The organism is Cellulosimicrobium cellulans, from assembly GCF_006539945.1.
Classification (GTDB): domain Bacteria; phylum Actinomycetota; class Actinomycetes; order Actinomycetales; family Cellulomonadaceae; genus Cellulosimicrobium; species Cellulosimicrobium cellulans.
Map to the genome: position 1 here is coordinate 268,709 of NZ_BJNZ01000001.1, position 25,540 is coordinate 294,248.

At 75.9% G+C, this 25,540-nt stretch carries 24 protein-coding genes; 17 read left to right on the forward strand and 7 right to left on the reverse strand.

Annotated features, from left to right (window positions below; genetic code table 11):
* The first annotated feature begins 153 nt into the window (after positions 1–153).
* Positions 154–936 (forward strand): tetratricopeptide repeat protein, encoded by a 783-nt coding sequence (locus tag CCE02nite_RS01145; protein WP_141387366.1) that lies wholly within the window; start codon positions 154–156, stop codon positions 934–936.
* 226 nt (positions 937–1,162) lie between these two features.
* Here CCE02nite_RS01145 and CCE02nite_RS01150 read toward each other — a convergent pair whose 3' ends face one another.
* Entirely contained in the window at positions 1,163–1,735 is a 573-nt protein-coding gene (locus CCE02nite_RS01150) for a hypothetical protein (RefSeq protein ID WP_047231045.1), read from the reverse strand.
* Positions 1,736–1,963: 228 nt separating this feature from the next.
* Positions 1,964–2,482, reverse strand: coding sequence for a hypothetical protein (locus CCE02nite_RS01155; RefSeq protein WP_141387368.1), 519 nt, complete (start codon positions 2,480–2,482; stop codon positions 1,964–1,966).
* A 198-nt stretch (positions 2,483–2,680) separates the two neighbouring features.
* Between CCE02nite_RS01155 and CCE02nite_RS01160 the strand changes: the two genes are divergently transcribed.
* The 8 genes from CCE02nite_RS01160 to CCE02nite_RS01195 all read left to right on the forward strand — a co-directional run bounded on the left by CCE02nite_RS01160 (position 2,681) and on the right by CCE02nite_RS01195 (position 13,989).
* Positions 2,681–4,705 carry a M15 family metallopeptidase gene (locus CCE02nite_RS01160; protein ID WP_141387370.1) on the forward strand — a complete coding sequence of 675 codons (2,025 nt, stop codon included), beginning with the start codon at positions 2,681–2,683 and terminating at the stop codon, positions 4,703–4,705.
* A gap of 232 nt (positions 4,706–4,937) precedes the next feature.
* The gene (locus tag CCE02nite_RS01165) at positions 4,938–6,686 is read left to right on the forward strand and encodes an ABC-F family ATP-binding cassette domain-containing protein (protein WP_141387372.1); all 1,749 of its coding nucleotides are present in this window, start codon (positions 4,938–4,940) and stop codon (positions 6,684–6,686) included.
* Positions 6,687–6,736: 50 nt separating this feature from the next.
* Positions 6,737–7,270, forward strand: coding sequence for a DUF2087 domain-containing protein (locus CCE02nite_RS20855; RefSeq protein WP_255318564.1), 534 nt, complete (start codon positions 6,737–6,739; stop codon positions 7,268–7,270).
* Between the two features lie 57 nt (positions 7,271–7,327).
* On the forward strand, positions 7,328–7,858 hold the full coding sequence (locus CCE02nite_RS01175) for an aminoacyl-tRNA deacylase (RefSeq protein WP_141387374.1): 531 nt from the start codon (positions 7,328–7,330) through the stop codon (positions 7,856–7,858).
* A gap of 272 nt (positions 7,859–8,130) precedes the next feature.
* The gene (locus CCE02nite_RS01180) at positions 8,131–8,505 is read left to right on the forward strand and encodes an STAS domain-containing protein (protein WP_231581660.1); all 375 of its coding nucleotides are present in this window, start codon (positions 8,131–8,133) and stop codon (positions 8,503–8,505) included.
* A 64-nt stretch (positions 8,506–8,569) separates the two neighbouring features.
* A complete protein-coding gene (locus tag CCE02nite_RS01185) occupies positions 8,570–9,865 on the forward strand; it encodes an exonuclease SbcCD subunit D (protein ID WP_141387376.1) in 1,296 nt (431 codons plus the stop codon).
* Positions 9,865–13,146 (forward strand): AAA family ATPase, encoded by a 3,282-nt coding sequence (locus tag CCE02nite_RS01190; RefSeq protein WP_141387378.1) that lies wholly within the window; start codon positions 9,865–9,867, stop codon positions 13,144–13,146. Before CCE02nite_RS01185 ends, CCE02nite_RS01190 begins: the two co-directional genes overlap by 1 nt.
* A 171-nt stretch (positions 13,147–13,317) precedes the next feature.
* A complete protein-coding gene (locus CCE02nite_RS01195) occupies positions 13,318–13,989 on the forward strand; it encodes a class I SAM-dependent methyltransferase (RefSeq protein ID WP_141387381.1) in 672 nt (223 codons plus the stop codon).
* Here CCE02nite_RS01195 and CCE02nite_RS01200 read toward each other — a convergent pair.
* Positions 13,943–14,689, reverse strand: a complete 747-nt coding sequence (locus CCE02nite_RS01200) for a helix-turn-helix domain-containing protein (protein WP_141387383.1) — start codon at positions 14,687–14,689, stop codon at positions 13,943–13,945. The genes CCE02nite_RS01195 and CCE02nite_RS01200 overlap by 47 nt on opposite strands.
* Before the next feature lie 70 nt (positions 14,690–14,759).
* Here CCE02nite_RS01200 and CCE02nite_RS01205 point away from each other — a divergent pair, with 70 nt between their 5' ends.
* Positions 14,760–15,188 (forward strand): VOC family protein, encoded by a 429-nt coding sequence (locus tag CCE02nite_RS01205; RefSeq protein WP_141387385.1) that lies wholly within the window; start codon positions 14,760–14,762, stop codon positions 15,186–15,188.
* A gap of 220 nt (positions 15,189–15,408) precedes the next feature.
* The gene (locus CCE02nite_RS20325) at positions 15,409–15,573 is read left to right on the forward strand and encodes a hypothetical protein (protein ID WP_170227168.1); all 165 of its coding nucleotides are present in this window, start codon (positions 15,409–15,411) and stop codon (positions 15,571–15,573) included.
* Positions 15,574–15,678: 105 nt separating this feature from the next.
* On the opposite strand, the gene CCE02nite_RS01210 is transcribed toward CCE02nite_RS20325, so the two are convergent.
* From CCE02nite_RS01210 to CCE02nite_RS01220, 3 genes are all read right to left on the reverse strand, one after another.
* Positions 15,679–16,503, reverse strand: coding sequence for a uracil-DNA glycosylase (locus CCE02nite_RS01210; protein WP_141387387.1), 825 nt, complete (start codon positions 16,501–16,503; stop codon positions 15,679–15,681).
* A 113-nt stretch (positions 16,504–16,616) separates the two neighbouring features.
* A complete protein-coding gene (locus CCE02nite_RS01215) occupies positions 16,617–18,023 on the reverse strand; it encodes a multidrug effflux MFS transporter (protein WP_141387389.1) in 1,407 nt (468 codons plus the stop codon).
* 77 nt (positions 18,024–18,100) lie between these two features.
* Positions 18,101–20,659 (reverse strand): tetratricopeptide repeat protein, encoded by a 2,559-nt coding sequence (locus tag CCE02nite_RS01220; protein WP_141387391.1) that lies wholly within the window; start codon positions 20,657–20,659, stop codon positions 18,101–18,103.
* 97 nt (positions 20,660–20,756) lie between these two features.
* Here CCE02nite_RS01220 and CCE02nite_RS01225 point away from each other — a divergent pair, with 97 nt between their 5' ends.
* The 4 genes from CCE02nite_RS01225 (at position 20,757) to CCE02nite_RS20330 (ending at position 22,585) form a co-directional block, all read left to right on the forward strand.
* Positions 20,757–21,041 (forward strand): hypothetical protein, encoded by a 285-nt coding sequence (locus CCE02nite_RS01225; RefSeq protein ID WP_141387393.1) that lies wholly within the window; start codon positions 20,757–20,759, stop codon positions 21,039–21,041.
* Positions 21,042–21,085: 44 nt separating this feature from the next.
* The gene (locus CCE02nite_RS01230; RefSeq protein WP_170227169.1) at positions 21,086–21,541 is read left to right on the forward strand and encodes a hypothetical protein; all 456 of its coding nucleotides are present in this window, start codon (positions 21,086–21,088) and stop codon (positions 21,539–21,541) included.
* Between the two features lie 130 nt (positions 21,542–21,671).
* Positions 21,672–22,445, forward strand: coding sequence for a DUF1266 domain-containing protein (locus CCE02nite_RS01235; protein ID WP_141387397.1), 774 nt, complete (start codon positions 21,672–21,674; stop codon positions 22,443–22,445).
* A gap of 2 nt (positions 22,446–22,447) precedes the next feature.
* Entirely contained in the window at positions 22,448–22,585 is a 138-nt protein-coding gene (locus CCE02nite_RS20330; RefSeq protein WP_170227170.1) for a hypothetical protein, read from the forward strand.
* Positions 22,586–22,685: 100 nt separating this feature from the next.
* Here CCE02nite_RS20330 and CCE02nite_RS01240 read toward each other — a convergent pair whose 3' ends face one another.
* The gene (locus CCE02nite_RS01240; RefSeq protein ID WP_141387399.1) at positions 22,686–23,471 is read right to left on the reverse strand and encodes an LLM class F420-dependent oxidoreductase; all 786 of its coding nucleotides are present in this window, start codon (positions 23,469–23,471) and stop codon (positions 22,686–22,688) included.
* Between the two features lie 117 nt (positions 23,472–23,588).
* Between CCE02nite_RS01240 and CCE02nite_RS01245 the strand changes: the two genes are divergently transcribed.
* Both CCE02nite_RS01245 and CCE02nite_RS01250 read left to right on the forward strand, forming a co-directional pair.
* Positions 23,589–24,278 carry an LmeA family phospholipid-binding protein gene (locus CCE02nite_RS01245; RefSeq protein ID WP_141387401.1) on the forward strand — a complete coding sequence of 230 codons (690 nt, stop codon included), beginning with the start codon at positions 23,589–23,591 and terminating at the stop codon, positions 24,276–24,278.
* Positions 24,279–24,303: 25 nt separating this feature from the next.
* Positions 24,304–25,473, forward strand: a complete 1,170-nt coding sequence (locus tag CCE02nite_RS01250; protein ID WP_141387403.1) for a DNA glycosylase AlkZ-like family protein — start codon at positions 24,304–24,306, stop codon at positions 25,471–25,473.
* Positions 25,474–25,540: the final 67 nt, after the last annotated feature.

Here is a 25,540-nt window from a genome sequence, read left to right on the forward strand (position 1 = left end):
GACAGAGGGGTGTGACGTGGGTGACACCCGCGCGCTATCGTGCGTCCACATCTCGGGACGTCCGTCGCCGTCCTGCCGGTCGCCCGCCGCGGCCGGCCCGGCGCGAGCCGACCGAGGCCGTCGACGCAGGGGGCCGAAGGGACGCGGTGCCGCATGCCGACCATCGACCAGGGCGCGGGCCTCGCCACGGAGACCGCGCTCGCCGACCTGCGGGCCGCCGTCGGGCACCTGCACCCCGACGACCCCGCCGAGCTCGTCGCCATCGCCGACGACCTGCGCGCCCTCGGCAGTCCCGCCGCCGCCGTGCCGTTCTACGAGTCGGCCGTCGAGCACGGTGTCCCCGGGGCCGTGTACCGGCTGGGGGTCGCGCACCACGAGGCGGGCGACGCCGCCGAGGCGTTCCGCTGCTTCGAGCTCGCGGGGCTCGCGGGCGACGTCCTCGGCGCGTTCATGGCTGCGCAGGTCGCGACCGAGCGCGGCGACCTGCACGCCGCCCGGCGGTGGTACGAGCAGGCCCAGGACGTCGAGGGCGCCTCCGTCCGGCTCGCGCACGTCCTCGCCGAGCTGGGGGAGCAGGACGCCGCCTCGGACCTCCTCGTCGCGACGTCGGGCGGGAGCTGGGAGGCGGCTGTCGAGCTGGCGCGCAGCGGCGCGCTCACGGGTGACGACGCCGTGGCCCTCCTCGAGGGCTGGGCGGAGGCGGGCGAGGCGCGCGTCGCGGCGGCGCTCGCCGACCTCTACGTGCGCGCGGGTCGTGGCCTCGACGCCGAGGACCTGCTGGAGCAGGCGGCGCTCGTGGGTGAGCCCACCGCGCGCACGAGCCTGGGCATCCTGCGGCTCCGTGCCGGCCGGGTCGCCGAGGCGATGACGCTCTGGAGCGAGGCCACTGCCCAGGGCGACCCTCAGGCGGCGGAGCTGCTCGCCCGCTTCGGCTGACCGGGGGTCACGCGGGTGCGGACAGAAAGGCGCCCGGCGGGCGACCCGCTCCGTCGAGCGTCGGTCGCCCTGCCGGGCGCGGAGGGGCGGGACGTGCGGGTGGTCTCCCCACCGCCCGCACGTCCCTCTTCCCCCGGGAGCGACTCCCTGCAGCGACGGCCTCAGAATCGTCGCGCGGTATCGGTCGCCCCGTAGGCCCGCCGCACACGGCGGGCTGTCGTGACCGTCAGACCAGCCAGGCGTTGCGCTGGACGAACGGGATCTTCTTCCACGTCTTGCCGAGGCCGAGCACGCTGCCCGCCCCGAGGAGCGTGAGCGCGATGATCGTCAGGGCCATCGTGATGTGGTCGTCGATGATCGGGTTGGTCACGAGCGGGAGCTCGGCCAGGTACATGAGCAGGAGCAGGAGCGTGCCGCTCACCGAGGCGACCCGCATGCCGATGCCCAGGATGAGCGCGAGCCCGATGCCGAGCAGGCCGACCATGAACAGCACGTCGATGAACGCGTTCCCGGCCAGGCCGCTGAAGAAGCCCGAGAACGTGCCCTCGAGGTTCGACAGGAAGCCGGTCGTCGGGCTGTTCCCGTTGATCCACGACCGCTCGGCGGGGGTCGCGAACCCGAGCCCGAACGTCTTGTCGAGGAAGGCCCAGAGGAAGTAGAAGCCGATCACGATCCGCAGGACGCCGAGGACGACCTGGGTGTGCCGCGGAGCGCGCTCCGCGAGGCTGAGGGTCTCCGGCTCGCTGCCTTCGACCGTAGGGAGCGGCGCGTTGGCGTTCCGCTCGATCGTCCCCTTCATCACTGTCCCCTCTCATCGACCCGGCCGGTGCGGCTGGGCTCCTGAGACCAAGCAAACCCCTGTGAAGGAAGGGTGGACGTCGGGCAAAGGTCGCCGCCCACGGGGACCTAGGTCACCGGCGAGCGCGGTGCTCTCGCGCGAACGATGCGTCTCGGGCCGAGTGATGCGTCCAGGGACGCAGCGGTCGCACGCGGACGCAGCGCTCGCCGGGCCCCGCGGCCGGGGCGCTCAGGGGGCGGTGGACTTGTCCAGGTCGGCGCGCAGCTCGTCGACGCGCGTGCGCAGGTCCTCGATCGAGTCCCGGACGGCGGCGTCCGCGCCGGAGAGGGAGTCCGCGACCGCGTCGAGCTCGGTGGACGCGTCCTCGAGCGCTGTCTCCGCCTCCGCGAGGCGCTGCTCGGCCTCGGCGCGGGTGTCGTCCGTGGCGGCGGCCGCCTCGTCCGCCGCGGCGCGGGCCTCGTCCGCGGCCTCCTGCGCCGCGGTGACGGCGTCCTCGGCGCGCGTGCGGGCCTCGCCCGACAGCGAGCCGAGGTCCTCGGTGAGGGAGCGGACGTCCTCGCCGATGGTCTCGGCCTGGGACCGGGCGTCGTCGAGGAACTGCTGGACCTGGTCGCCGGTGAGGGTGAACTCCGGCACGCTCACCGAGCCGTCCTCTGCGCACCCGGCGAGCGCGAGGGTCGTGACGACCGCCGCGCCCAGCGCGAACGAGCGTGACGTTGACCTGCGGTGACGCGTGGATGAACTCATGGCGGCATTCTCGCGCGCGAACATGAGACGGGGGTGAGAGCCCTGTGGAGGCGGTGTACGGTAGGCGGACGAGGGCACTGTGGCGTGCAGCACACCGACCGGTGGGCGTGCGCAGCCGTGACGTCGGGCGCGACGACGCGCTGAACCGGCGCGCGGGACCGCAGGTCCGTGGCAGGGCACGAAGCACGGGAGTGAGCGGTGAGCACCACGGCAGAGCACGAGGGCGCGGCGGACGACGCGCCCCAGACGCCCGAGCCTGCCGCGCCCGCCCCCGCGCCGACCTTCGCACGACGCGCTCGCGCCGTCTCCCACGTCCTCATCTCCTCGGCGCTCGCGATCACGCTGGCCGCGGCGCTCGCGGGGAGCGTCGAGCCCCGCCCCGGCGCGTCCTTCTTCGCCACCGAGGCCGCGACGGCGACCCAGGTCTCGGCGCTGTCGAGCACGCTCGGCGCGGGCCTCGACGAGGACCAGCAGCTCGACGGCGCGATCGAGGTCCTCGCGACCGCGAACGCGCTCGCCGACGGCGAGGTCACGGCTCCCGTGGAGCAGGCGCGCGCCGAGCTCGGCATGCTCCTCGCCACCTACCTCGCCCAGCAGGACGCCGCGCGACGGGTGCCCGTCCAGGTGGTCCCCGACGGCGGGCTCGACCTCGACGAGTCGCTCGACGACACCGAGGTCCCCGACCTCCCGGAGCCGATCGACCCGGGCGCGGGCTCCGACGACGCCGACGTCCCTGGTACGGACGAGGACGGGACGACGGCCCCCGGAGGCCCCGCGCAGCAGCCCGCGTCCGTGGACGCGGCGGGCGACACGGACGCGTTCCGCACCTCCGCGGTCCGCGCCGCGCCGAGCCCGAGCCCGACGAGCAGCCCCGACCCCACCGCGTCCCCCAGCCCGAGCGGGTCGCCGAGCCCGTCACCGTCGAGCGACGCCACGACAGGACCGACGGCGCCCGGCAGCACCGGGGGCTCCCCAGGAGACCGCACGCTCCCCGAGGACGCCGTGCCCGCTCCCGACGGCGTCTCCCCGGGGGAGCTCGGCGGCACCCAGAGCGACCTGGACGACCCGTCGGGTGACAGCGGTGACGGAGAGCACGCGGAGGACGACGACCACGCTCACGGTGACGTGACGCTCGAGGACGTCGTCGTCTCGGCGACCCACCTCGCGGACCTGCTCGGCACGGACTACTCCCCGGTCGGTGTCGTCCCGGCGGACGGGGTCACGGCGCTCGCGGGCACGACCCTCGCGGAGCGGCTCGCCGAGGTGGTCGAGAAGTACGCCGGCTCGACCGCGCAGTACCAGAACGGGCGGATCCCGCCCGAGGCGCTGTGCGCGCTCGACTTCGCGCCGGGCAAGACGCTGCGCTGCGACGCGGCGGAGCAGCTCGAGGCGCTCGCCGCGGAGTTCGAGAAGGAGTTCGGGTACGCGCTCAAGATCACCGACGCGTACCGCCCCTACGACGACCAGGTGCGGCTCAAGGCGATCAAGCCCTACCTCGCCGCGGTCCCGGGGACGTCCCAGCACGGCTGGGGCCTCGCGATCGACGTCGGCGGCAGCGTCCCGTCGGGGACGTCGCGCGAGTACGTGTGGATGCGGACGCACGCCCCGGACTACGGCTGGGACAACCCCGCCTGGGCGCGGCCGAACGGGTCCAAGCCTGAGCCGTGGCACTTCGAGTTCTTCGCCGCCGGCAAGATGCCGACGCGCTACACGCCGTCGGAGAGCACGACCCCGACGACCCCCCAGAAGCCGTCGACCCCGAGCGCGCCGGCCCCGGCGCCCAAGCCCACGCCGACCGAGCCCACGAAGCCGACCACGCCGACCAAGCCGACCACGCCCACCACCCCGAAGCCGGAGGAGCCCGAGCAGCCCGCGAAGGTCGCCGTGCCGGCCGGCCTCGTCGGCACGACGCAGGCCCAGGCCCAGGCGACGCTCACGAAGGCGGGGTTCACGGTCAGCGTGACGACGCAGGAGGACGCCGCCGCGGCGGGCACCGTGATCGCGGTGAACCCGGGCTCCGGCGCCCAGGTCGCGCCGGGGAGCACGGTCACGATCGTCGTGTCGACGGGGCCCACCGACCCGGAGCCCCCGGTGGACCCCGAGCCGCCGGTCGACCCGGAGCCGACCCCCGAGCCCGAGCCGACGGAGGAACCGACCGCCGCGCCGACGTCCGCGCCGACCGAGGAGCCCACGGCGGGCGCGACGGAGACGACCGCGCCCTGACGCGCGACGTCGCCAGGCCCCGCGCGGGAGTGCGGTTGCGCTCGGGGCGCCCGCTCCTGCCGCGGACGCCCGGATATTCGCGTGCGCCGCGGCGAGCGGCCGCGTAGCCTCGTCAGCGATGTGATCCTCACCTGCCCCGACCGCTCCGTCCCGTCGAGCCCGTCGTCGTGGCCCCCGCGCCGTCCCTGGCGCGTGCGCGTGCCACCCGGGCACCTTGGTAGGTGATCGCCCCATGGCCCGTTCCACCCCTGTCCTCCGTGCGTCCGACGTCCGCGTGTCCTTCGCGGGCCGCCCCGTGCTGCGGGGCGTCGACCTCGCCGTCGACCCTGGCCACCGCACGGGACTCGTCGGCGAGAACGGCGTCGGCAAGTCCACCCTGCTGCGCGTGCTCGCGGGCACGCTCGTGCCCGACGACGGGGTCGTGACCCGGCCCGACGACCTCGGGTTCCTCCACCAGGAGTTCCCCTACCCGCCGACGACGACCGTGCGTGCGGTCGTCGACGACGCGTTGGCCCGCGTCCGGGCGATCGAGCGCGAGCTCGAGGAGGCGGCGCTCGCCCTCGCGGGCCCGGACGGCGCGGGGCCTGTCGCGGGGCCCGGCGCGGGGGTCGAGGAGGCGTACGCGCGCGCCCTCGACCGGGCCGAGCTCGCGGACGTGTGGGACGCCGACGCGCGTGCCGCGCGCACGCTCGCCGGACTCGGCCTCGACGTCGACGGCGTCGCGGGCCGCGCCGTCGGCTCGCTCTCGGGCGGGCAGCGGACGCGGCTCGGGCTCGCCGCGCTGCTGGTGCGTCAACCCGGCGCGCTGCTGCTCGACGAGCCGACGAACCACCTCGACGACGACGCGGCCGAGTTCCTCGCGGCGGCGCTGCGCGCCCTCCCGGGCGCCGTCGTGCTCGCGAGCCACGACCGGGTCTTCCTCGACGAGGTGTGCACCGAGATCCTCGACCTCGACCCGACGGCCGAGCCCCTGCGAGGGGCCGCGGACGGCGCGGCGCTGCCCGGTGGCGCGGCCACCCTGTACGGCGGCGCGTACAGCGACTACCTGGAGGCCAAGCGCGTCGAGCGCGCGCGCTGGGAGCAGAGGTTCGAGGCCGAGCAGGCGGAGCTCGCCGAGCTGCGCCGGTCCGTCGCGGTCACCGCGCGCGACGTCTCGAAGAACCGGGAGCGCGGCAACCAGGCGAAGATCCTCTACGACTTCAAGGGCGAGCGCGTCCAGAGCCAGGTGTCGCGGCGCGTGCGCAACGCCCAGCTGCGCCTCGACACCCTCGATCGCGAGCAGGTCCGCAAGCCTCCGCCGCCGCTGCGCTTCGCGCCGCCGAGCGGCGACGGCGCGGTCATCCCCGGCGGGGGCGACGTCGTCGCCTGGGCGCGGGGCGTCGTCGTGCACCGGCCGGCGGGTACGGGCGCGCCCGGCGAGCGCGCCGACCGGCTCGACATGGCGGCGTCGGGCGTGCCCTCGATCGAGGTCGCGCGCGGCACGCGGCTGCTCGTCACGGGCGCCAACGGCGCGGGGAAGTCGACGCTCCTGCACGTCCTCGCAGGCGACCTCGCACCCGACGCGGGCACCGTCGGGCGGGCGCGGGGGGTGCGCGTCGGCCTGCTGGAGCAGGACGTCCACCTGCACGACGACGACCGCACCCCGCGCGAGCTCCTCGCCCTCGCGCAGGGCTGGGACCCGGCGGACCGGGCGGGCGCGCGCGAGGCCGCGGTAGACGCCCACGGGCTCCTCGCGCCGCGCGACCTCGGGCGCCCGCTCGCGGAGCTGTCGGTCGGCCAGCGGCGGCGCGTCGTGCTCGCGATGCTCGTGACGCAGGCCCCGGACGTGCTGCTCCTCGACGAGCCGACGAACCACGTGTCGCTCACGCTCGCGGGGGAGCTCATGGAGGCCGTCGACGAGTGGCCGGGCGCCGTCGTCGTCGCCTCGCACGACCGGTGGCTGCGGCAGCGCTGGACCGGCGACGTCGTGCACCTGTCCTGACCGGCGCAACTCGCTGGCCCTCGGCGCCGGGCGGTGCCTAGGGTCGGTGGGTGGACGTCGAGCAGACCGGTGCCGTGGCACCGGACAACGCGTGGAAGCAGGTCGTCGCGGCGCTCGCGGACGCGGGTCGGCTGGAGGTGCTCGCCCGCGTCGTGACGGAGGGCCCCGCCGAGGCGGTGCTCTCGACCGACGAGCGGCGGCGGCTCGGGCCGCTCCTCGCCGCCGGGGTGGTCGTGCGCGACGACGGCGGGTTCCTGCGCGCCGCGCCCGAGCGGTTCGCGGCGCTCCTCGCGACGACGCCCACACCCCGGCCCACGGGCGCCGAGCGGTTCCTCGTCGACGGACGCCTGCTGCGCTCGCCCAAGCGCCTGCGCGACCGCGAGCTCGTGGTGCGGTTCCTCGCGGCGCAGGTGCTGCCCCTGGAGGAGCCCGTCACCGAGCTCACGCTGACCAAGCGGCTCGCCGCCCGCGCGGCGGACCCGGTGTCGCTGCGCCGCGCGATGGTCGACGCCGGCCTCGTGCACCGCACGCGCGACGGCGCCGAGTACTGGCGCACGGTCGTCACGGAGTTCGACGACGTCTGACGCGCGGCCGCCGCTCGCCCCGGCCGTGCGTCGGAGGCGGCGACTAGGGTCGGTGGCATGAGCAGCGAGCGCGCCCTCGCGGCGCTGGAGGCGTCGGGCATCGACTACACCGTCACGCGGCACGGGCGGGTGGGGTCGCTCGAGGAGGCCGCCGCGGCCCGGGGCGTGGACCCGGCGCGCGTCCTCAAGACGATCGTCGTGCGGCGTGCGGAGGACGACTACCTGTTCGTGCTCGTCCCGGGTGACCGCCAGATCTCCTGGCCCAAGCTGCGCTCGCTCCTCGGCGTCTCGCGCCTGTCCATGCCGGACAAGGAGGTCGCGCGCGACGTCACGGGCTACGAGCGGGGCACGATCACGCCGTTCGGCTCGACGCACGCCTGGCCGGTCGTGGCGGACGTCCGGGTCGTGGCGGGGCCGGGGGCGAGCGACGAGGTCGACGTCGCGGGGGACGAGAGCGCGGAGCCGGACGCCGCAGCGCGCCTCGTCTCGATCGGCGGCGGCGCGCACGGCGTCGCCGCGACGGTGGACGGACGGGCGCTCGTCGGCGCGCTGGGAGCGCAGGTCGCGGACGTCACGGAGCCGCTGTAGCGCGAGCGACCGCTCGTGGCGCGCCAGTTGTGTGGGTTCGGGGAAAGGTCGAGGACCACCCGCTCGGGGGCTGGTGTGCGCCGCGCGTCGGGTGCAGACTCTTTCTGCTCCGGTCGCGGTCGCCCGGCGCGACCCGTCGCCCGACGGCGGCGCGCGCGACCGTACGGAGCCTCGCGGGGGCGCGCGGGGAACAGGCCGTCACCGCCGGACGTTGTCCGGAGGGGCGGCCGACAGCACGCAGGACGACTCGAGAGAGACGGTGAGCGGGAACCGTGGACACTGGCAGCGCGATCGACCGGACGAGCGGGATCGTCTACGCCCCGGCGGACGGCGGCGTGGTCGTGACGATGTGGGGAGAGATCGACGCGGCGCTGCGCGACCGCGCGAGCGAGGCGATGTCCTACGTGCTGGACACGCGCGGGCGCGTGGTGGTCGACGTCGCCGACGTGACCTTCATCGACTCGTCGGGCATCGCGTTCATCATCCAGCTCTACATGCTCGGTGAGGAGGACGGCCGTGACGTGGTCCTCCGTGACCCGTCGACGAGCATCGTGGAGCTGCTCGAGATGATCGGCATGGGCGGTCGCATCCCGGTCGAGCGCAGCGGCGCGACGACAGGCCCCATCGAGGTCGTCGGCGCGGTCTGACGCCGGCCCGCGGCCGACCGCCCGGGTCCCGGATGCTGTGGGACCCGGCCGGTACGGTGCGGTCATGCGCATCCTGCACACGTCCGACTGGCACCTCGGGCGGACGCTGCACGGGGTCGACCTGCTCGAGCACCAGGCCGCGCACCTCGACCACCTCGTCGAGCTGACCCGCACGGAGGGCATCGACGCCGTCGTCGTCGCGGGCGACGTCTACGACCGCGCCATCCCGCCGGTCGACGCGGTGTCGCTCCTCTCGGACGCGGTCACGCGGCTCGCGGAGCACGCGCACGTCGTCGTCACGCCGGGCAACCACGACTCCGCGGTCCGGCTCGGGTTCGGAGACCGGGTGATGCGTCCGGGCGTGCACCTGCGCGCACGGCTGTCCGACGTCGGGGCGCCCGTCGTCCTCGCGCCGCGCCGCGGGAGCGGGACGGGCGACGCTCCGCTGCTCGTCTACGCCCTTCCGTACCTCGACCCGGACACGGCGCGCCACGCGCTGGCCGACGACGCCGGGTCCGCGGGCGCGGACCAGGTCTCGGCCCCGCGCGCCGACGGTGCGCGGGCGCCGCTCGCCCGGTCGCACGAGGCGGTCATGGGAGCAGCGATGCGGCGCGTCGGGGCCGACCTCGCGCGTCGCCGTGCGCAGGACCCGGCAGCACGGGCCGTCGTCGTCGGCCACGCGTTCGTGGTCGGCGGGCTCGCGTCGGAGTCGGAGCGGGACATCCGCGTGGGTGGGGTCGACGCCGTGCCCGCGGCGACGTTCGGGGGCTGGGGGATCGACTACGTCGCGCTCGGGCACCTGCACGGGCCGCAGCGTGTCGCCGTGCCCGACGTTTCACGTGGAACCGCAGGTCACGGCGGCGGGTCGGCGACGGTCGCGCGCTACTCGGGATCACCGCTCGCGTTCTCCTTCTCGGAGCTGCACCAGCGCAAGTCCACGGCGCTCGTCGACCTGGACCGGCTGGGCGCCGGCGGGGATCCGGACGCGGCCGTCGAGCTCGTCCCCGCACCGGTGCCGCGCCGCCTCGCGGAGGTCACGGGGACGCTCGACGACCTGCTCGGGACGGTCGGCGAGCCGCACGTCGACGACTGGCTGCGGGTGGTCGTGACGGACCCCGTGCGACCCACGGAGCTCTACGCGCGCGTCCGGGCCCGCTTCCCGCACGCGCTCCAGGTGACCCACCGCCCGCCGCGCGTCGCCGAACGGGAGGTCGTGACCGCCGTCGGGCCGGGGCACGACCCGCTCGACGTCGCGCGGGACTTCGTCGAGCACGTGGCGGGCCACGCGCCGAGCGACGCGGAGGTCGCCGTGCTCCGCGAGGCGTTCGAGCTCGCGCTCGCGGAGGAGCGGAGCGCCTGATGCACCTGCACTCGCTGACCTTCCAGGCGATCGGACCGTTCGCGGGCCTCCATCGCGTCGACCTCGCGTCCCTCGGTGCGTCCGGGATCTTCCTGCTCGACGGGCCCACGGGCGCGGGCAAGTCGACGGTCATCGACGCGATCGTCTTCGCGCTGTACGGCAAGGTCGCCTCCGAGGCCGCGAGCGACGACCGACTCCGCTCGGCGTTCGCGGCACCCGAGGTCGAGTCGTTCGTGGACCTCGTGCTGGAGGTCCCGTCGGGCGTGTACCGCGTGCGCCGGACGCCCGAGTACCTCCGGCCCAAGAAGCGCGGCACGGGCACGACGACCCAGCAGGCCTCGGTGCGGCTCTGGCGCCTGACGGACGTGCCGTCCGCGGAGGCCCTCGCGGGGGGTGACGGCCCGCCCGGCGAGCTGCTCTCGGCGCGGCTCGACGAGGCCGGGGAGGAGATCCGCAGGATCGTCGGGCTCGACCGTCGCCAGCTCGTGCAGACCGTCGTGCTGCCGCAGGGCGAGTTCGCGACGTTCCTGCGCGCGAAGCCCGAGGACCGGGCCGTGCTGCTCCAGAGGGTCTTCGGTACCGAGCTCTACCACCGCGCGGCGGCGCGGCTCGCCGAGCTCGCGCGCGCGGCGCGGGCACGGTCGGACGGTGCGCGGCAGGGGGTGCGCGCCGCGGTCGAGCGGTTCACCGGGGCGGCGGGGCTCGTGCCCGACGACGCCCGGCGACTGCGCACCGCCGCACAGGACGACGCACGGCTGCGGCGGGCCGACGAGGCCGACGTCGCCCGAGCCGAGGCGGACGTCGCTCGGGGTGTGGCGGAGGGGGAGAGGCCGACGGGCCGCGACATCGCGGACACCGCGCAGGCGTCCCCGACGGCGCTCGAGGACGGACGGGTCACGGGGTTGGAGCCCGCCGCGCCCGCAGCGGTGATCGAGGAGACAGCCGCCCCTGCCGCGGGCGTGCACGCGCTCGCCCTCGCACACGTCGCGGGGCTGGAGGCTGAGGCGGAGGTGCTGGCCGAGCGCGAGGTCGCGGCCAACGCGGCACTCGTCGCGGCGCGCGACCGCCTCGACGAGGAGCGGGCGGTCGCGGACGCCGTGGACCGCCGGGCACGGCTGCGCGCCGAGGCGGCGCGTCTCGCGGAGGAGGAGCACCGGGTCGCCGACGACCGCCGGCGCGTCGACGCCGCGACCCGGGCCGCCGTCGTCGCCCCTGCGGCACAGGGTCTCGTCCGCGCGGAGCAGCTCCTCGCCGCCGCGCAGGACCGGCTCGCGCTCGCCCGGACGGGAGCGCCCGCGCCCCTCGCCGACGCCGACCCGACCACGCTCGAGGCGCTGCGCGCCGACGTCGCGACGGCCGGGGTGCGCGTGACCCGCCTGCTCCCCGTCGGTGCCTCGCTCCCGAGCCGTGACCGTGCGGTCGCCGACGGCCGCAAGGACGTCGCGCAGGCGACCGAGGAACGGGCGCGCGTCCTCGACGAGCTCGCCGCGCGCCCGGCGCGCCGTGAGGAGCTGCGCCTGCGGCTGGCGTCGCTCGCGGAGACGGCCGGGACCCTCGGGGGCCGCCAGGAGCGGGCGTTGCGTGCGCGCGCGGTCGAGGAGGCGGCACGGCAGGCCGCGACGCTCGCCGCGGAGGAGGTGGTGGCCCGTTCCGCGTGCACGGAGGCCGCGACGGCCGCGCGCGCCGCGGTGGAGCAGGAGGCGAGGCTCCGGGCGGCCCGCATCGCCGGCCTCGCGGGCGAGCTCGCTGCCGGTCTCGTCGAGGAGTTCCCGTGCCCGGTGTGCGGCGGCACGGACCACCCGGCACCGGCACCGCTCGCGGACGACCACCCCACGGCGCAGGACGTCGAGGAGGCCGAGCGCGGCCGGGCCGAGGCGGAGCGGGTGCTCCACGACGCCTCCGCACGGGTCGAGGTCCTCCTGGAGCGGCTGGCCGCGCGCCGTCGGGACGCCGAGGGCCTGACGCCGCACGAGGCGGCGGAGCGGGTCGCGGAGGTCGACGCGCTCGTCGCGGACGCGCGGGCGGCGGCGCACGAGCGTGCGGACGCCGAGCGCGAGCTCGACGCCCTCGACGCCGCCACGCTCGCCCTCCAGGAGCGGGCCGCCGCGCTGGCGGAGACGATCGCCGGCACGTCGGCCCGCGTCGAGGAGCTCGCGACGACGCTCGACGCCGACCGGGCCGAGATCCGTGCCGAGGTCGCCGCGGCCGGACCGCTGGTGGAGCTGGCCGACCTGCCCGACGCCCTCGCCGACGAGGGCGGGACCCGGAACCCGGTCGCCGTCCTCGCCGCAGCGCTCGACGACCGGCTCCGCACGATCGACGCGCTCGCCGACGCGGGCGCCGCGGTCGCGACCGCGGGGAGGGCAGCCGCCGAGCGCGCGGCCGAGCTCGGCGCGCTCGTCGACCGGTCGGGCTTCGTGGACGCCGCCGACGCGCTCGCCGCCGTCCTCGACGAGCCGGACCGTCGGGCGCTCGCGCGTCGCGTCGCCGAGCACGAGGCGGCGCGTGCCGCCACCACCGCCGGGCTCGCCGACCCCGCCCTCGCGAACCTTCCCGAGGATGCGCGGCCCGACGTCCCGGCGGCACGGACTGCGGTCGCAGAGGCCGAGGCGACGGCCCGGGCGGCGGGCCGCCGGCACGAGCTCGTGGCCCGCCAGGCGCAGTCCGCGTGCGCCGCCGCGGAGGGGATCGGGGCGGCGGCGGACGACTGGGCCCGGGCTCGCGACGCGGCCGGGCCGGTCGTGCGCATGGCCGCGCTGGCGTCCGGCTCCGGCGACAACGCCCACGCGCTCACGCTCGCGACGTTCGTCCTCGTCCAGCGGTTCGAGGACGTCGTCGCCGCCGCGAACGAGCGCCTCGCCGAGATGTCGTCGGGCCGGTACGAGCTCGTGCGCAGCGCGACGCGCGAGGACGTGCGTGCGCACAAGCGTGGCCTCGCGATGAAGGTCCTCGACCACGTCACCGAGCGCGAGCGCGACCCGCGCACGCTGTCCGGCGGCGAGACGTTCTACGTGTCCCTGTGCCTGGCCCTCGGGCTCGCGGACGTCGTCACCGCGGAGGCGGGCGGGGTCGAGCTGGGGACGCTCTTCGTCGACGAGGGCTTCGGCAGCCTGGACCCCGAGACGCTCGAGGCCGTGCTCGCGGCTCTCGGTCGGCTCCGGGCGGGTGGGCGCGTCGTCGGCGTCGTGTCGCACGTGGAGGCGCTCAAGCAGTCCATCGCGGAACGCATCGAGGTGCGGCGCGTGCCCGGAGGCGGGAGCACGCTCACCGTGCGAGCGTGAGGACGGCGGTGCTGCCCAGGGGCGTCGGCCGGGAGACGCCCGGCGTGTGCCACCGTCCGGCGGCACACGCCGGAGACGCCGAGCGGAGGACGCCGCCGGGCGTTTCGATGACCGACCGGTCGAGGTGACCGGGTGCAGCGGGCCGCCTACCGGCGGCGAGGAGTGGTGCGGATGTCAGGACCGGCCCGGCACGACGGCGCGGCGAGCCCGCGCGACGCCCGGCTGCGGCGGCGCTGGGACCGGGAGGCGGGCGCCTACGACCGCGGCATGGCCGTGGCCGAGCGGCGCTTCTTCCCGGACGTCCGCCGCCGGGCGTGCGGGCTCGCGACGGGCGAGACGCTGGAGGTAGCGATCGGCACGGGTCTCAACCTCGCGTACTACCCGGCGCGGGTGCTGGACGGCCGTCTGACGGGCGTCGAGTGGAGCCCGGGGATGCTCGCGGTCGCGCGACGGCGGGCGGCGGAGCAGGGGATCGACGTCGACCTCCGGCTCGGGGACGCGCAGCGGCTCGACCTCCCCGACGACGCCTACGAGACCGTGGTCTGCACCTTCTCGCTGTGCGCGATCCCCGACCACCGTGCCGCGCTCGCGGAGATGCTCCGCGTGCTGCGGCCCGGCGGCCTGCTCGTCCTCGCCGACCACGTCGAGTCGACGTCGTGGCCGCTCCGCGCGGTCCAGGCGGTCGCCGACGCCGTGAGCGTCCCGCTCGCCGGGGAGCACTTCCGCCGCCGCCCGCTGCGCGGGGTGCTCGACGCCGGGCTCGCCGTCGAGCGGCACGAGCGCACGCGGGCGGGCGTCATCGAGTGGTTCGCGGCGCGCACACCCGGTCCACGAGCTCGGTGACCGCCGCGCGCACGGGGCCCGGCGGCGCACCGCCGTCGAGCGCGAGCGCCGCGCGGTCGAAGGCCGCGGAGAGCAGGAGCGTCAGCGCGTCGAGGCGGTCGTCGTGCGCGACGTCGTCAGCTGCGGTCTCGCCAGGTGCGGCGTCGTCGGGCGTCGTGTCGATCGCCGCGGCGAGGCCGGCACGCAGCGTGCGACGGGCGTGGCGGGCGTCGAGGGCGTCGGCCTCGGCGGCGCCGAGCACGGCCGGGGCGTCGACGAGCAGCAGGCGCGTCCGGCCCGGGACCGCCATCGCGTCGAGGTAGGCACGCGCGCCCTCGACGAGCATCCCGCGGGCGTCGGGCGCGTCGGGCGCGTCGGGTGCGTGCCGCGGTCGGGGGGCGGGGGGTGCGTCGCTCGCACGGGGTGCCGTCCGGGTGGCGCTCGCGGCTGCGGCTTCGTGGACGCTGCCGAGAGGAGCGGTCCGCGCCTCGATCTCGCGCGCGACGGCCTCCGCCTCGGCCTCGACGACCGCCCGGAACAGGTCCCGCTTGTCCGTGTAGTGGTGGTAGAGCGCGCCGCGCGTGACGTGCGCGGCTGCGGCGATCTGCGGCGTCGAGGCCGCAGCGTACCCGGGGTCGACGAAGAGCTCGCGCGCCGCGGTGACGAGCGCGGTCCTGGTGGCAAGGGTGCGCTCGGCGTTGGTGCGACGGGTCTCTTGCATACCGACAGACTGTAGGTCATTCTTAGATACAGACAGACTGTTTGTTTTTCGGAACCCCAAGGAGAAGGACGTGCGCATCACGAGCTGGTACCCGGTGATCATGACCGGCGACGTCGCGGCGACCGCGGCGTTCTACGTCGAGCACCTCGACCTCCGGCCGCTCTTCACGAGCGACTGGTACGTGCACCTCCAGTCCGCGCACGACGAGGCCGTGAACCTCGCCGTGCTGGACGGCGACCACGAGACGATCCCCGAGAGCGGACGGGGGAGGGCGAGCGGGCTCCTGCTCAACCTCGAGGTCGAGGACGTCGACGCCGTGCACGACCGCCTCGTGGCGGCGGGCCTGCCGATCCTGCGCTCGCTGCGCGACGAGGCGTTCGGCCAGCGGCACTTCATCACCGCCGACCCGAACGGCGTCCTCATCGACGTCATCACCCCCATCCCGCCGACGGGCGAGTTCGTCGAGCAGTACGAGGAGTCGGCTCTCCCTGCCGACTGACGGGACGTCCCGTCGTCGGCGCCCACCGGAGGCGAGGTGACCGGTCGTGCGATCGTCGCCCGCGATCCCGACCGGGTCACGATGTCACAAGACGGCGCCTCCTCGGTCTCTCTGGTACGGGGGCAGGAGCGGCGACCGAGGTTCGCGGTCGTCGAGGGTCATCGCCGGGTGGGCACCCGGTCCGGCCGGGGCGTCCCGGCGCCGTCGAAGGAGAGCAGCAATGTCAGCAGCATCGTCCCCGCTCGAGCGCGAGCTGCGGCGCATGGAAGTCATCGCGCGCCGCGAGCAGCTCCGGCTCGTCGGCCGCACCCTGCCGCGCGTCGCCGAACGCCTCCGCTGGGCGGACGCCCCGCGGCGTCAGTCCCCGACGACCGCGACCCGGTAGACGCCCCGCAGACGCAGGTCAGGCCGAGCGCTGCACCCCTGGCCGGGCGCTGCACCTCCGGGTGCCGCCCCTCGGCCCGGAGCGTACCTCTCGGCGCGCGGGTGCTCAGTCCAGGGCGCTCAGGCCGGCGAGGTCGCGCGCGCGGAGCAGCACGTCGTCGAGCATCTGGGGCGTGAGACGCCCCGTGAAGGTGTTCTGCTGGCTCACGTGGAAGCACCCCAGGAGGGTGAGGGTCTGCTCGGGGAGCGGCTGCCCGCCGTCGGGCACCTCGCCCTCGGGGCGAACCGCCGCGACGTCCGCCCCGGCGGCGGGTGCCCGACGGCGCAGCGTCACCTCCGCGCCGTGCGCGAACCGCGGTCGTGGCCGGGGCACGTCCCAGCCCTGCTCGGCGAGCGTGGACAGGAGTGCCTGCCACCCGAATCCGCCGAGCACGACGGCGACGCGCACGGTCTCCCCGAGCAGCTCGACCTCGCGCGCGAGGTACGGCCCGCACCGGCGGCGCTCGTCGGGCGTGGGCTTGTTGTCGGGCGGGGCGCACCGCACCGGGGCGGTGACGCGGATCCCGGTGAGGCGCAGCCCGTCGTCCGCGGACACGGACGTCGCCTGGTTGGCCAGGCCCGTGCGGTGCATGGACTCGAAGAGGAAGTCGCCGCTGCGGTCGCCCGTGAACATGCGGCCGGTGCGGTTGGCCCCGTGCGCCGCGGGCGCGAGCCCGACGACGAGGATCCCCGCGCGCTCGTCGCCGAACCCGGGCACGGGGCGGGCCCAGTAGTCGTCGTCGCGGAACGACGCGCGCTTGACCTCGGCGACGTGCTCGCGCCACGCGACGAGCCGCGGGCACGCGCGGCACGCGACGAGGTGGTCGTCGAGCGCCGCGAGCGTCGGCGCGGCGCGTACGCCGAGCGGGTACTCGGGGTCGTCGAACGTCACCCGCCCATTCTCCGCGCCGAGCACGACATGGGGGTCGTTATCCGGCGGATAACGACCCCCATGTCGTGCTCGACCGCGAGCGGGGGCGTGGTCGCGGCGCCTGTTCCGGCCGGTCAGGCGCCGCGGTCGGCGAGCACCGTCGCCTCGGCGAGCGCGGCGGCGTCGTCGGGGACGTCGACGGCGGTCGCGCTGCCGACCTCCGCAGCGTCGCGCGCGGTGAGGGCGTCGGCGGCGTCGTCGGGGACGGGCGCGCCGAACGTGTGGCGCAGGCCCAGGAGGACCACGCCGGCGATCACGACGACGCCGAACATCACGGCGGCCATCGTCACGGGCGGCGACCCGCCGAGCAGGCCGGTCACCGGCGCGACGACCGCGCCGACGCCGAACTGGAAGGCCCCGATGAGCGCCGCCGCACTCCCGGCGCGGTGCGCGTTGCGCTCCAGCGCGATGGCCGGGACGGAGGGCATGACGAAGCCCGCGGTGCCGAGCGTGAGGACGATGAGCGGCACGAGCCACGCCAGCCCACCACCAGCGAGCGCCGCGACGAGCAGACCGCCGGAGAGCACGAACCCGGCGGCCACCGCGCCCTGGAGGATCCGCTCGGGCGCCACGCGGCCCACGAGCGCGCCGTTGATCTGGCTGCCCGCCGTGACGGACACCGCGCCGACGCCGAACACGATCGCGTACTGCTGGGCGGACATGCCGAAGAAGTCCTGGAAGACGAACGTCGACGCGGAGATGTAGGTGAACATCGCGGCCATGTAGAAGCCCGCGATGAGCGCGAGCCCGATGAACGACCAGTCGCCCAGCAGCGAGCCGTAGGAGCGCAGGGCGGCGACGGTCCCGCCGGAACGCCGGCGCTCGACCGGCAGGGTCTCGCGCAGGCGGAGCAGCACGAGCACGAACAGCACCGCGCCGACCACGGCGAGCGCGACGAACATGCCGCGCCACGACCCGAGGCGGAGGAACTGGGCGCCGATGGTCGGGGCGAGGATCGGCGCGACGCCCACGACGAGCATGAGGCGCGCGATGACCTTGCCGATCTGGTAGCCCTCGAACGAGTCGCGCACGATCGCCATGGAGAGCACCATCCCGGCGGCCGCGGAGAGCCCCTGGACGAACCGCAGGCCGGTGAGCGCGGCGACCGACCCGGCGAACACGATGCCGGCGGACGCGGCGACGTACACCGCGAGCGACACGAGCAGGGGAGCGCGGCGGCCGATCGCGTCGGAGACCGAGCCGATGAGGAGCTGGCCGATCGCGAGCCCGGCGAGCGTCGCGGTGAGCGTGAGCTGGACGCGGGACTCGGTGGTGCCGAGCTCGTCGACGATGCGCGGGAAGGCGGAGAGATACAGGTCGATCGTCAACGGACCGATCGCGGTGAGTGCGGAGAGCAGCAGGACGAGGCCCGCGCTGATGCGCCCGGGTCGGGCGGGAGCGGCGGGGCTCGTGGAGCCGGCGCCCGGCAGGGCAGCGACGGGCGCGGTCGGCGCCGGCGTCGCGGGGGGAGTGGAGGCCATGACAGGGGCAACCCCGCGCGGGGTGCCGCATGTTCCCGGACGCCGTACGCGATCGGATGCTGAGACGGCGGACGGTCTCAGGCGCTGACGCGCGCCTCGCCGTCACCGTCACCGACGCCGACCGGGTGCCCTGCGGCTGAGAGACCGCGCAGCGCACGGGATTCCTCGGCAGCGTCGTCGAGCTCGACGGCGAGCGCGCGGGCCGCGTCGTGCAGGTCCGCCGCGCGGGGGGCGTCGCCCGCGGCGAGCACGGCCTCCCCGAGCGCGTTGAGCGCCTCCGTCTCGACGAGCCGTGCGCGCACGCGGCGCGCCCGGTCGACCGCCGCCTCGCCCACGCTCACCGCCTCGGCGACGGAGCCTGCGGCGAGCAGCGCGGTCGCGAGCGCGCTGCCGGCCTCGGCCTCGGCGTCCGGGTCCCCGAGCGCGACGGCGGCCTCCACCGCCACGCGCAGCTCCGCGACGCCGGCCCCGGTCTCGCCGGAGCGCACGAGGAGCCGACCCACGTGCACCCGTGCCCGCGTCGCGAGCCCCGCGTCGCCCAGGGACGTGGCGCTCGCGAGGGCGTCGCGGTGCAGCGCGAGCGCGCGGTCGAGGCTGCCCACCGCCTCGGAGAGGATCGCGGCGTTGCTCGACACGATGGCGACGTTGAGCGCGTCGCCCACGCGACGTGACAGCGCGAGCGCCCGGTCGTAGCCGGCGCGCGCGTCGTCACCACGCCCGAGGATGCGGTGCACGTCCGCGAGGTTCCCGACGGCGCGGCCCTCGCTGACGGGGTCGCCCGCGGTCCGCGCCCCGGCGGCGGCGTCACGGTACGCGGCCTCGGCCTCGTCGAAGCGCCCGAGCCGTTTGTACACGTTGCCGACGCGGTTGAGCGTCTGGCCGGGGCGCGGGTCGTCGCCGCGCTCGAGCGAGCGGACGAGCTGGGCGAGCGCCTCGTCGTACCGGCCGAGCCGTTCGAGCGCGCGACCGAGGTCGCGCCCGGCCTGGGACCGCCCGGACGCCCTCCCGTGCTCGACCGCCGCCGTGTGCACCGCGACCGCGTCGTCCCAGCGCCCCGCCGAGTCGAGGTACGGCGCGAGCAGGGCGGAGAGGTCGGTCACGAAGTCGGCGAGCTCGTGCTCCGCGGCGAGCGCCGACGTCGCGACGAGCAGGTCGCGGTGGGCGTCGAGCCATCCGAGCGCGCCGTCCGTCGTTCTCGTGGGCGCACCACCGCCGGGCCCGGCCAGGTCGTGGTGGGGCGACGTCGCGCGCACGGCCGGCCGGGCGTCGTCGAGCAGCCGCGCGGTGAGCCGCTCGACGGCAGCGGCACGCGCTGAGAACGGGTCGTCCGTGCGGGCGAGGTCGGCGGCGAGGGCGCGCACGGCGTCGGGCACGACGACCTCCCGTCCCGGCCCGGTCGCGACGAGGAGCTCGCGCCCCAGGGCGGCGAGCGTGTCGTCGCTCTCGCTCGTCGAGACGCCGAGGAGCACGGCGACCAGGGAGGCGTCGAGCGGCACCGGGACGAGAGCGAGCAGACGCAGGGCTCGGCCGTGGTCGGCGGGAAGACGGCGGTGCACCGCGGCGAGCGCGGGGTGGAGGTCCGGTGCGGGGAGCCCTTCGACCCGGCGTGCGTGGTCTGCGAGCGACCAGCCCGGTCGCGCTCGGACATCGTCGGCGACCCGCGTCAGCGCCGCGGGAAGTCCTCCGCACGCGCGGACGAGACGGGCGGCGTCGTCCGGCTCCGCGGCGGTGCGGTCCCCCCCGACTCGGGCCGCGAGCAGCGCAAGGGCGTCGTTCGCAGCGAGCGGTTCGAGGATCGTGGCCAGCTCGCCGGGGATCCCGAGGACGCGGTGCGCCGCGACCACGACGCGAGCGGTGCCGGGCAGGCGCGCGACGATGTCGGTGACCGGGGTGGCGTCGGTCGCGCCGTCCAGGACGACCGTCGCGTGACGCCCGTCGAGCACGGTCGCGAGGCCCGCGGCGAGGGCGGGGAGGTCGTGTGCCTGGGCGTCGGGCGGCGGCGCGCCGAGCGCCTGGAGCAGCGCGTCGAGCACGACGTCGGCCTGGGGCGGCCCGCCTTCCTCCCCGCGGAGCTCGACGACCGCGACCACGTCGGCCGGCACCTCGCGTGCGACGGCGAGCGCGACGCTCGTCGTCCCCGTCCCGGGAAGACCGGTGACGGTCACGACGCGCAGGTGGTCGCCGGGGATCTGGCCGGGCTGCCCGGCCCCGAGCGCCGCGGTGAGCCGCGCGACCTCGTCGGCCCGCCCGACGAGGGGCTCGTCGGGCGCGACCGGTCCCAGCCGGACCGTCGGTGCCGAGCCGGGAATGGGGATCGTCACGGGCGCGGGAGCAGCCGCCGTCCGGTACGCGGCACGCCAGGCCGCGGCGTGCCGGTCTCCGAGGACGTGCGCGACGTCGGCGAGCAGCTCGACGTCGAGCCGTGAGCGGCCGGCGCGGAACACGTCGTAGACCGTCACACGGCCGGGGCGTGCCTCCGCGGCGGGGACGCCCCGGGTGGTGCGGAGCGCGCAGACGCGCCGCGCGATCTCGGTGTACGAGGGGTCGCCGGCCCAGGTCCGGAGCGCGCGCAGCCGTACCGCGAGCTCGTCCACCGTCCCGGCTCCCACGGGAGACGGCGGCGGGTCGAGGGACACCGCGCCAGGCTAGCGACGGCCACCCACCGGCGCCCGACGTGGCGAGATCCCGGGGGTGCCATACTCGTCGCCTCGTCGGGAGGAGCGCGAACTCGAGATGCGCCACACCTATGCCTGCACCCCGTCGCTCGTCCGGGATGCCCTGCGCAGGGTCGAGCTCACTCCCTCGGCCGCCGTCGTCTTCACCGCCACGGCCGGCGATGCCAGGCGCCTGCTGTTCTCCGTAGGCCTGCGCGGAAGACCCGTACGCATGCCGCCGTTCGACCTGGCCACAGCCCATCCTGACGTCGTCGTCTGGCGGACCGTCGAGCAGGCCGAGAACGGTGACGAGTGGAACATCGGGACGACCGTCGCTGAGTACGCGCGGAGGCGTGGCCTGTGATCCGGTCGAGGCGGACCTTTGCGTTGCGTGCGGCGATCCCGTACGTGACGCTTGCGCTGACCGCCGTCGCCGGATCCCTGCTCATGCCGTCGGACGATCCCGACCCGCGCACGGCGCTGATCGTCTGCGCCGCCTTCCTCGTGATCTGTGGGATCGCCCGAAGCATCCTCTGGCTCGCCGTCGCAGGACGTTCGTGCGTCTCGCGCGCGGGGAGCGCTGTCGAGGTGTCAGGTGGCTTGAGGAGAAGGCTGAGAATTCCCGTCGAGGGGATCCGACGGGCGGAGGTCCGCGCGGGTGATCGGCGGCCCGAGTGGGCGAGGTTCGCGACCCTTCCGGCAGTGATCCTCTGGGTGGAGTCCGGTGACGGGCGGTGTCAGGTGCGGCGCAGCCTGCTCGTCCCCTGGGCGCTCCTGTCGGCCTACGAGCGTGACCTGGAACGTCTGTTGGCGGACTCCAGGAGCGCGCCGGACCACGTCCCGAGGGATCCCGGCGTCACGTGAGGGGTCCGGGCGTTCGGGATCGTTCGGGATGCGTGCCCTTGGACCCGTCGCGTCGTCAGGCTCTCCGAAAGGCCGCGAGATCGCGGTGTGACGGACCGTGCCTGTGGCGCGGGGACACGAAGGAGCGACGGTGGGCCTGTTCGACAAGCTCAAGGACATGTTCTCGGGGACCGCGGACCTGTACGCGAAGGAGGGCGCGCCCGCGCTCACGCCCGCGCAGCAGCGGGGCCTCGCGCTGGGCGCGGTCTACGCCGTCGAGGGCGTGCTGCCCATCAACGCGCTGACCGTGGAGGCGGACGCCCGCACGGCGGCGAAGCCGCTCGCGGCCGGGTGGGACGTGCGGGGCGCGGACGACGTCGAGCGCACGTACGAGTTCCTGCTCACCCAGGGCCACCGCGGCTACTACGCGATCGCGATGCCCAAGGTCGAGGAGCTGTACTCGGGCCGGCTGAGCCGCCGGGACGCGAAGGGCGCGGCCGAGCAGCACGCCGCCCAGGCGCGGCAGGAGGCGACGGCGCGGGGTCTCGACCCGGAGCGCGCGGTCGCCTTCTACCAGGGCTGGAGCGCGTCGGCGCAGGTGGGCGGGCACGGCGAGCTCGCGGACCCGCTGCCGCCGTCGATCGCGGCGTGGGACGCGGCGCGGGTCGTGCACGTCAGCCGCCTGGCGGTCGACGCCGGGTTCGTCACGCCGGAGCGGGCGTGGGCGGCGATCGAGGAGGCCGTCGTGATGTCGCGCCCCGCGTACGCGTCGTGGGAGCAGTTCGGCGACGGGTTCCTCGCCGGACGCGCGTTCTGGTCGGCGGGCAACCGCACCCCGCTCGACCAGGACCTGCCCGACTTCAAGCGCGCGGTGCGCCGACTGCTCGACACCGAGTCGTCGCCGTGGCGGACGCTGGCGTACTGATCGTGCGGTCGCCCTGGTGGTGGCGGGCAGGGCTCCTGCTCGTCGTGGTCGGCATCGGCACGGCGGTCGTGGTCGCCGACGACGGTCTGCGCTCCGAGGTCCACGCGACGCTGTCGAACCTCGCGCGGGCGCTGTCCTGACGACGGACGCACCGTCGAGAACGACGACACGCCCCGTCGAGCACGACCGTGCTGTCGCCACGAGTCTCAGAACGGCAGCAGGGTCGTGCTCGGCGCGTGGTCAGCCCTGCGCGTCGCGCCAGGCGACCCACTCCCGCACGAGCGAGAGGTCGTAGTCCGGCCCGCCGGTGCCGACGGTGAACAGCGTCGCGCCCGCGGCGACGAGCGCGTCCGCGGACTCCGACGGCGGCCGCGACACGCCGACCGAGCGCTCGACGAGCGCGGCGGTGTCGCGGCCGACGGCCTCGCCGTGCTCGTCGAGGATCGCGCTCTTGCGCGCGAGCGTCTCCGCGTCGCCGAACGAGTGCCACACGTCCGCGTGCTCGGCCACGACGCGCAGGGTCTTGCGCTCGCCGCCGCCACCGACGAGCACGGGGATGTCGCGCGTCGGCCCGGGGTTCGACGCCGCCCAGCGGGCCTTGATGCGCGGCAGCGCCTCGGCGAGGTCCGCGATGCGCCCGCCCGCGGTGCCGAACTCGTAGCCGAACCGGTCGTAGTCCTTCTCGAACCAGCCCGCCCCGATGCCGAGGATCAGGCGCCCGCCGCTGATGTGGTCGACCGTGCGTGCCATGTCGGCCAGGAGGTCGGGGTTGCGGTAGCTGTTGCAGGTGACGAGGGCGCCGATCTGGACTCGCTCCGTCTGCTCGGCCCACGCGCCGAGCATGGTCCAGCACTCGAAGTGCTTGCCGTCGGGGTCGCCCGTGAGCGGGAAGAAGTGGTCCCAGTTGAAGATCACGTCGACGCCGAGGTCCTCCGCGCGCAGCACGGCGTCGCGGACCTGGGCGTAGTCGGCGTGCTGCGGCTGGAGCTGGACGCCGATGCGGTAGGGGTGCCGGGATGAGGTCATGCGGGGCAATCTACGTCCGGGTCGAGCACGACGACACTCGCGTCGAGCACGGGGTTGCCGTCGCCGCGAGCGTCAGAATGCCAGCACGGTCGTGGTCGGCGCACCTAGGGTGGGCGCATGAAGCGACTGGTGGGCCTGCTCGTGACGCTCGTGGTGATCGTGGCGGTCGCCGTCGTGGCGGACCGGGTCGCGGTCGGTGCCGCGGAGCGCGGCGCGGTGACGGCGTTCGAGCAGCAGGCCGACGACGTCTCCGGGGCGCAGCTCGACATCACGGGGTTCCCGTTCCTCACGCAGCTCGTGCGCGGCGAGCTGACGCACGTCACCGGCTCGGCGGACTCCGCGTCCTTCGGCGGCTACGCGATCTCCGACCTCCAGGTCGAGGCCGACGGCGTGAGCACGTCGGAGCCGTACCGCATCGCGTCCGGGACCGCGTCGGGGGTCATCGCGGCCGAGTCGCTCCAGCAGATCGTCGCGGAGCAGACGGGCCTGGACGTGGGGATCACCGCCTCCGACGACGTCCTGTCGCTGGCCTTCGACCTGCTCGGCGCCACGATCACGGTCGACGTCACGCCGCGCGTCTCCGGGCCGGCCGAGCTCGCCGTCGACGTCGTCGCGGTCCGCACGGGCCTCGGGACGGTGTCGGTCGACGACCTCCCGTCCGGGATCTCCCGTGCGCTGTCCGACCTGCGGGTCCCGCTCGACCTGCCCGACGGCGTCGCGCTCGACGCCGTGTCCGTCGTCGACGGCGGGGTGCGCGTCACGGTGACGGGGACCGACGTCGTCGCCGAGGACCTGGTGGCGTCGTGACCGGAGCCCGGGCGGGGAAGACGCGGTGAGCGAGCGGACCGTCGACGAGCGCCACGTGCTCGCGGCGCGCCTCGCCGCGCACCGCCTGCGCTCGCCCGACCTGCCCGACGTGCCGACCGCCGTCGGGCGCCTCGTCGCGGTGCAGGGCCAGGAGTTCCACCCCGCGCTGTGGGGGCTCACGCGGCGGCTGCGGCCCGACGCGCGGCCCGGCGCGGCAGGGGCGGTCGCGGCGTGCGACCGCGGGGAGGTGCTGCGCACGCACGTGCTGCGCCCCACGTGGCACCTCGTCCGGCCCGACGACGCGCGGTGGCTCCTCGAGCTGAGCGCGCCCAGGGTGCACCGGGCCAACCGGACGCTGTACCGGCAGGTGGGGACGGAGGGGCACGCCGCGGAGACCGACCTCGTCCTCGCGGCCGTGCAGGAGCGGCCGCGCACACGCCGCGAGCTCGCGGGCATGCTCGCCGCGCACGGTCGCCCGCTCGAGGGCATCGCGCTCGGCTACGTGCTCATGCGCGCCGAGCTCGACCGGCACGTGATCAGCGGGCCCCTCGACGGGAAGCAGCAGACGTACGCGGCGTTCGACGACCGCGTCCCGACGGGCTACGGGCCGCTCGGCGAGCGGTTCGACCGGGACGCCGCGCTCGTGGAGCTGTTGCGCCGCTACCTCGCGGGCCGCGCGTACGCGACGGTCAAGGACGTCGCGCAGTGGTCGGGCTTCACGCTCACCGACGTGCGGCACGCGCTCGCGCTGCTCGGGGAGGAGGTCGTGGCGGTGCCCGGAGCGGGCACGTTCGAGGGCCTGACGCTCTGGCGGCTCGCGGACCCGGGTGAACGGGTCCTCGAGCCCGGGCCGTTCGTCGGCGCCCTCGCGCCCGACGGCGACCCGGACCGACCGGTCGTCGACCTGCTGCAGAGCTACGACGAGCTCTTCACGTCCTACGGCGAGACGCGCGCGGTCGTCGTGGCCGACGGCGTCGACCTCGGCGACCGGCTCGGGTCGTTCATCCACGCCGTCGCGGTCGACGGCGTCGTCGTCGGGCGGTGGCGCTGGGTCGTCGGGACGCGCGAGGTCGTCGTCGAGCCGCAGTGGCGCCGCGCGCCCACGCCCGCGGAGGCGGCGGCGTTCGACGAGCAGGTGGCCGCCGTCTCCGCGCACTGGACCCGGGCCGCCGACACCGCCCGACCGCGCCGGTAGGGTGCGGACACACCCGCAGAGCGGCGGGTCCGGGGACAGGGGGACGACGATGCAGGACGCCACGCCC

What these genes read in the sequence shown, in the direction of transcription:
- CCE02nite_RS01145 (WP_141387366.1), top strand. Translation starts at nt 154, where the DNA reads ATGCCGACCATCGACCAGGGCGCGGGCCTCGCCACGGAGACCGCGCTC.
- CCE02nite_RS01150 (WP_047231045.1), bottom strand. Translation starts at nt 1,735, where the DNA reads ATGAAGGGGACGATCGAGCGGAACGCCAACGCGCCGCTCCCTACGGTC.
- CCE02nite_RS01155 (WP_141387368.1), bottom strand. Translation starts at nt 2,482, where the DNA reads ATGAGTTCATCCACGCGTCACCGCAGGTCAACGTCACGCTCGTTCGCG.
- CCE02nite_RS01165 (WP_141387372.1), top strand. Translation starts at nt 4,938, where the DNA reads ATGGCCCGTTCCACCCCTGTCCTCCGTGCGTCCGACGTCCGCGTGTCC.
- CCE02nite_RS01175 (WP_141387374.1), top strand. Translation starts at nt 7,328, where the DNA reads ATGAGCAGCGAGCGCGCCCTCGCGGCGCTGGAGGCGTCGGGCATCGAC.
- CCE02nite_RS01185 (WP_141387376.1), top strand. Translation starts at nt 8,570, where the DNA reads ATGCGCATCCTGCACACGTCCGACTGGCACCTCGGGCGGACGCTGCAC.
- CCE02nite_RS01190 (WP_141387378.1), top strand. Translation starts at nt 9,865, where the DNA reads ATGCACCTGCACTCGCTGACCTTCCAGGCGATCGGACCGTTCGCGGGC.
- CCE02nite_RS01195 (WP_141387381.1), top strand. Translation starts at nt 13,318, where the DNA reads ATGTCAGGACCGGCCCGGCACGACGGCGCGGCGAGCCCGCGCGACGCC.
- CCE02nite_RS01200 (WP_141387383.1), bottom strand. Translation starts at nt 14,689, where the DNA reads ATGCAAGAGACCCGTCGCACCAACGCCGAGCGCACCCTTGCCACCAGG.
- CCE02nite_RS20325 (WP_170227168.1), top strand. Translation starts at nt 15,409, where the DNA reads ATGTCAGCAGCATCGTCCCCGCTCGAGCGCGAGCTGCGGCGCATGGAA.
- CCE02nite_RS01215 (WP_141387389.1), bottom strand. Translation starts at nt 18,023, where the DNA reads ATGGCCTCCACTCCCCCCGCGACGCCGGCGCCGACCGCGCCCGTCGCT.
- CCE02nite_RS01225 (WP_141387393.1), top strand. Translation starts at nt 20,757, where the DNA reads ATGCGCCACACCTATGCCTGCACCCCGTCGCTCGTCCGGGATGCCCTG.
- CCE02nite_RS01240 (WP_141387399.1), bottom strand. Translation starts at nt 23,471, where the DNA reads ATGACCTCATCCCGGCACCCCTACCGCATCGGCGTCCAGCTCCAGCCG.
- CCE02nite_RS01245 (WP_141387401.1), top strand. Translation starts at nt 23,589, where the DNA reads ATGAAGCGACTGGTGGGCCTGCTCGTGACGCTCGTGGTGATCGTGGCG.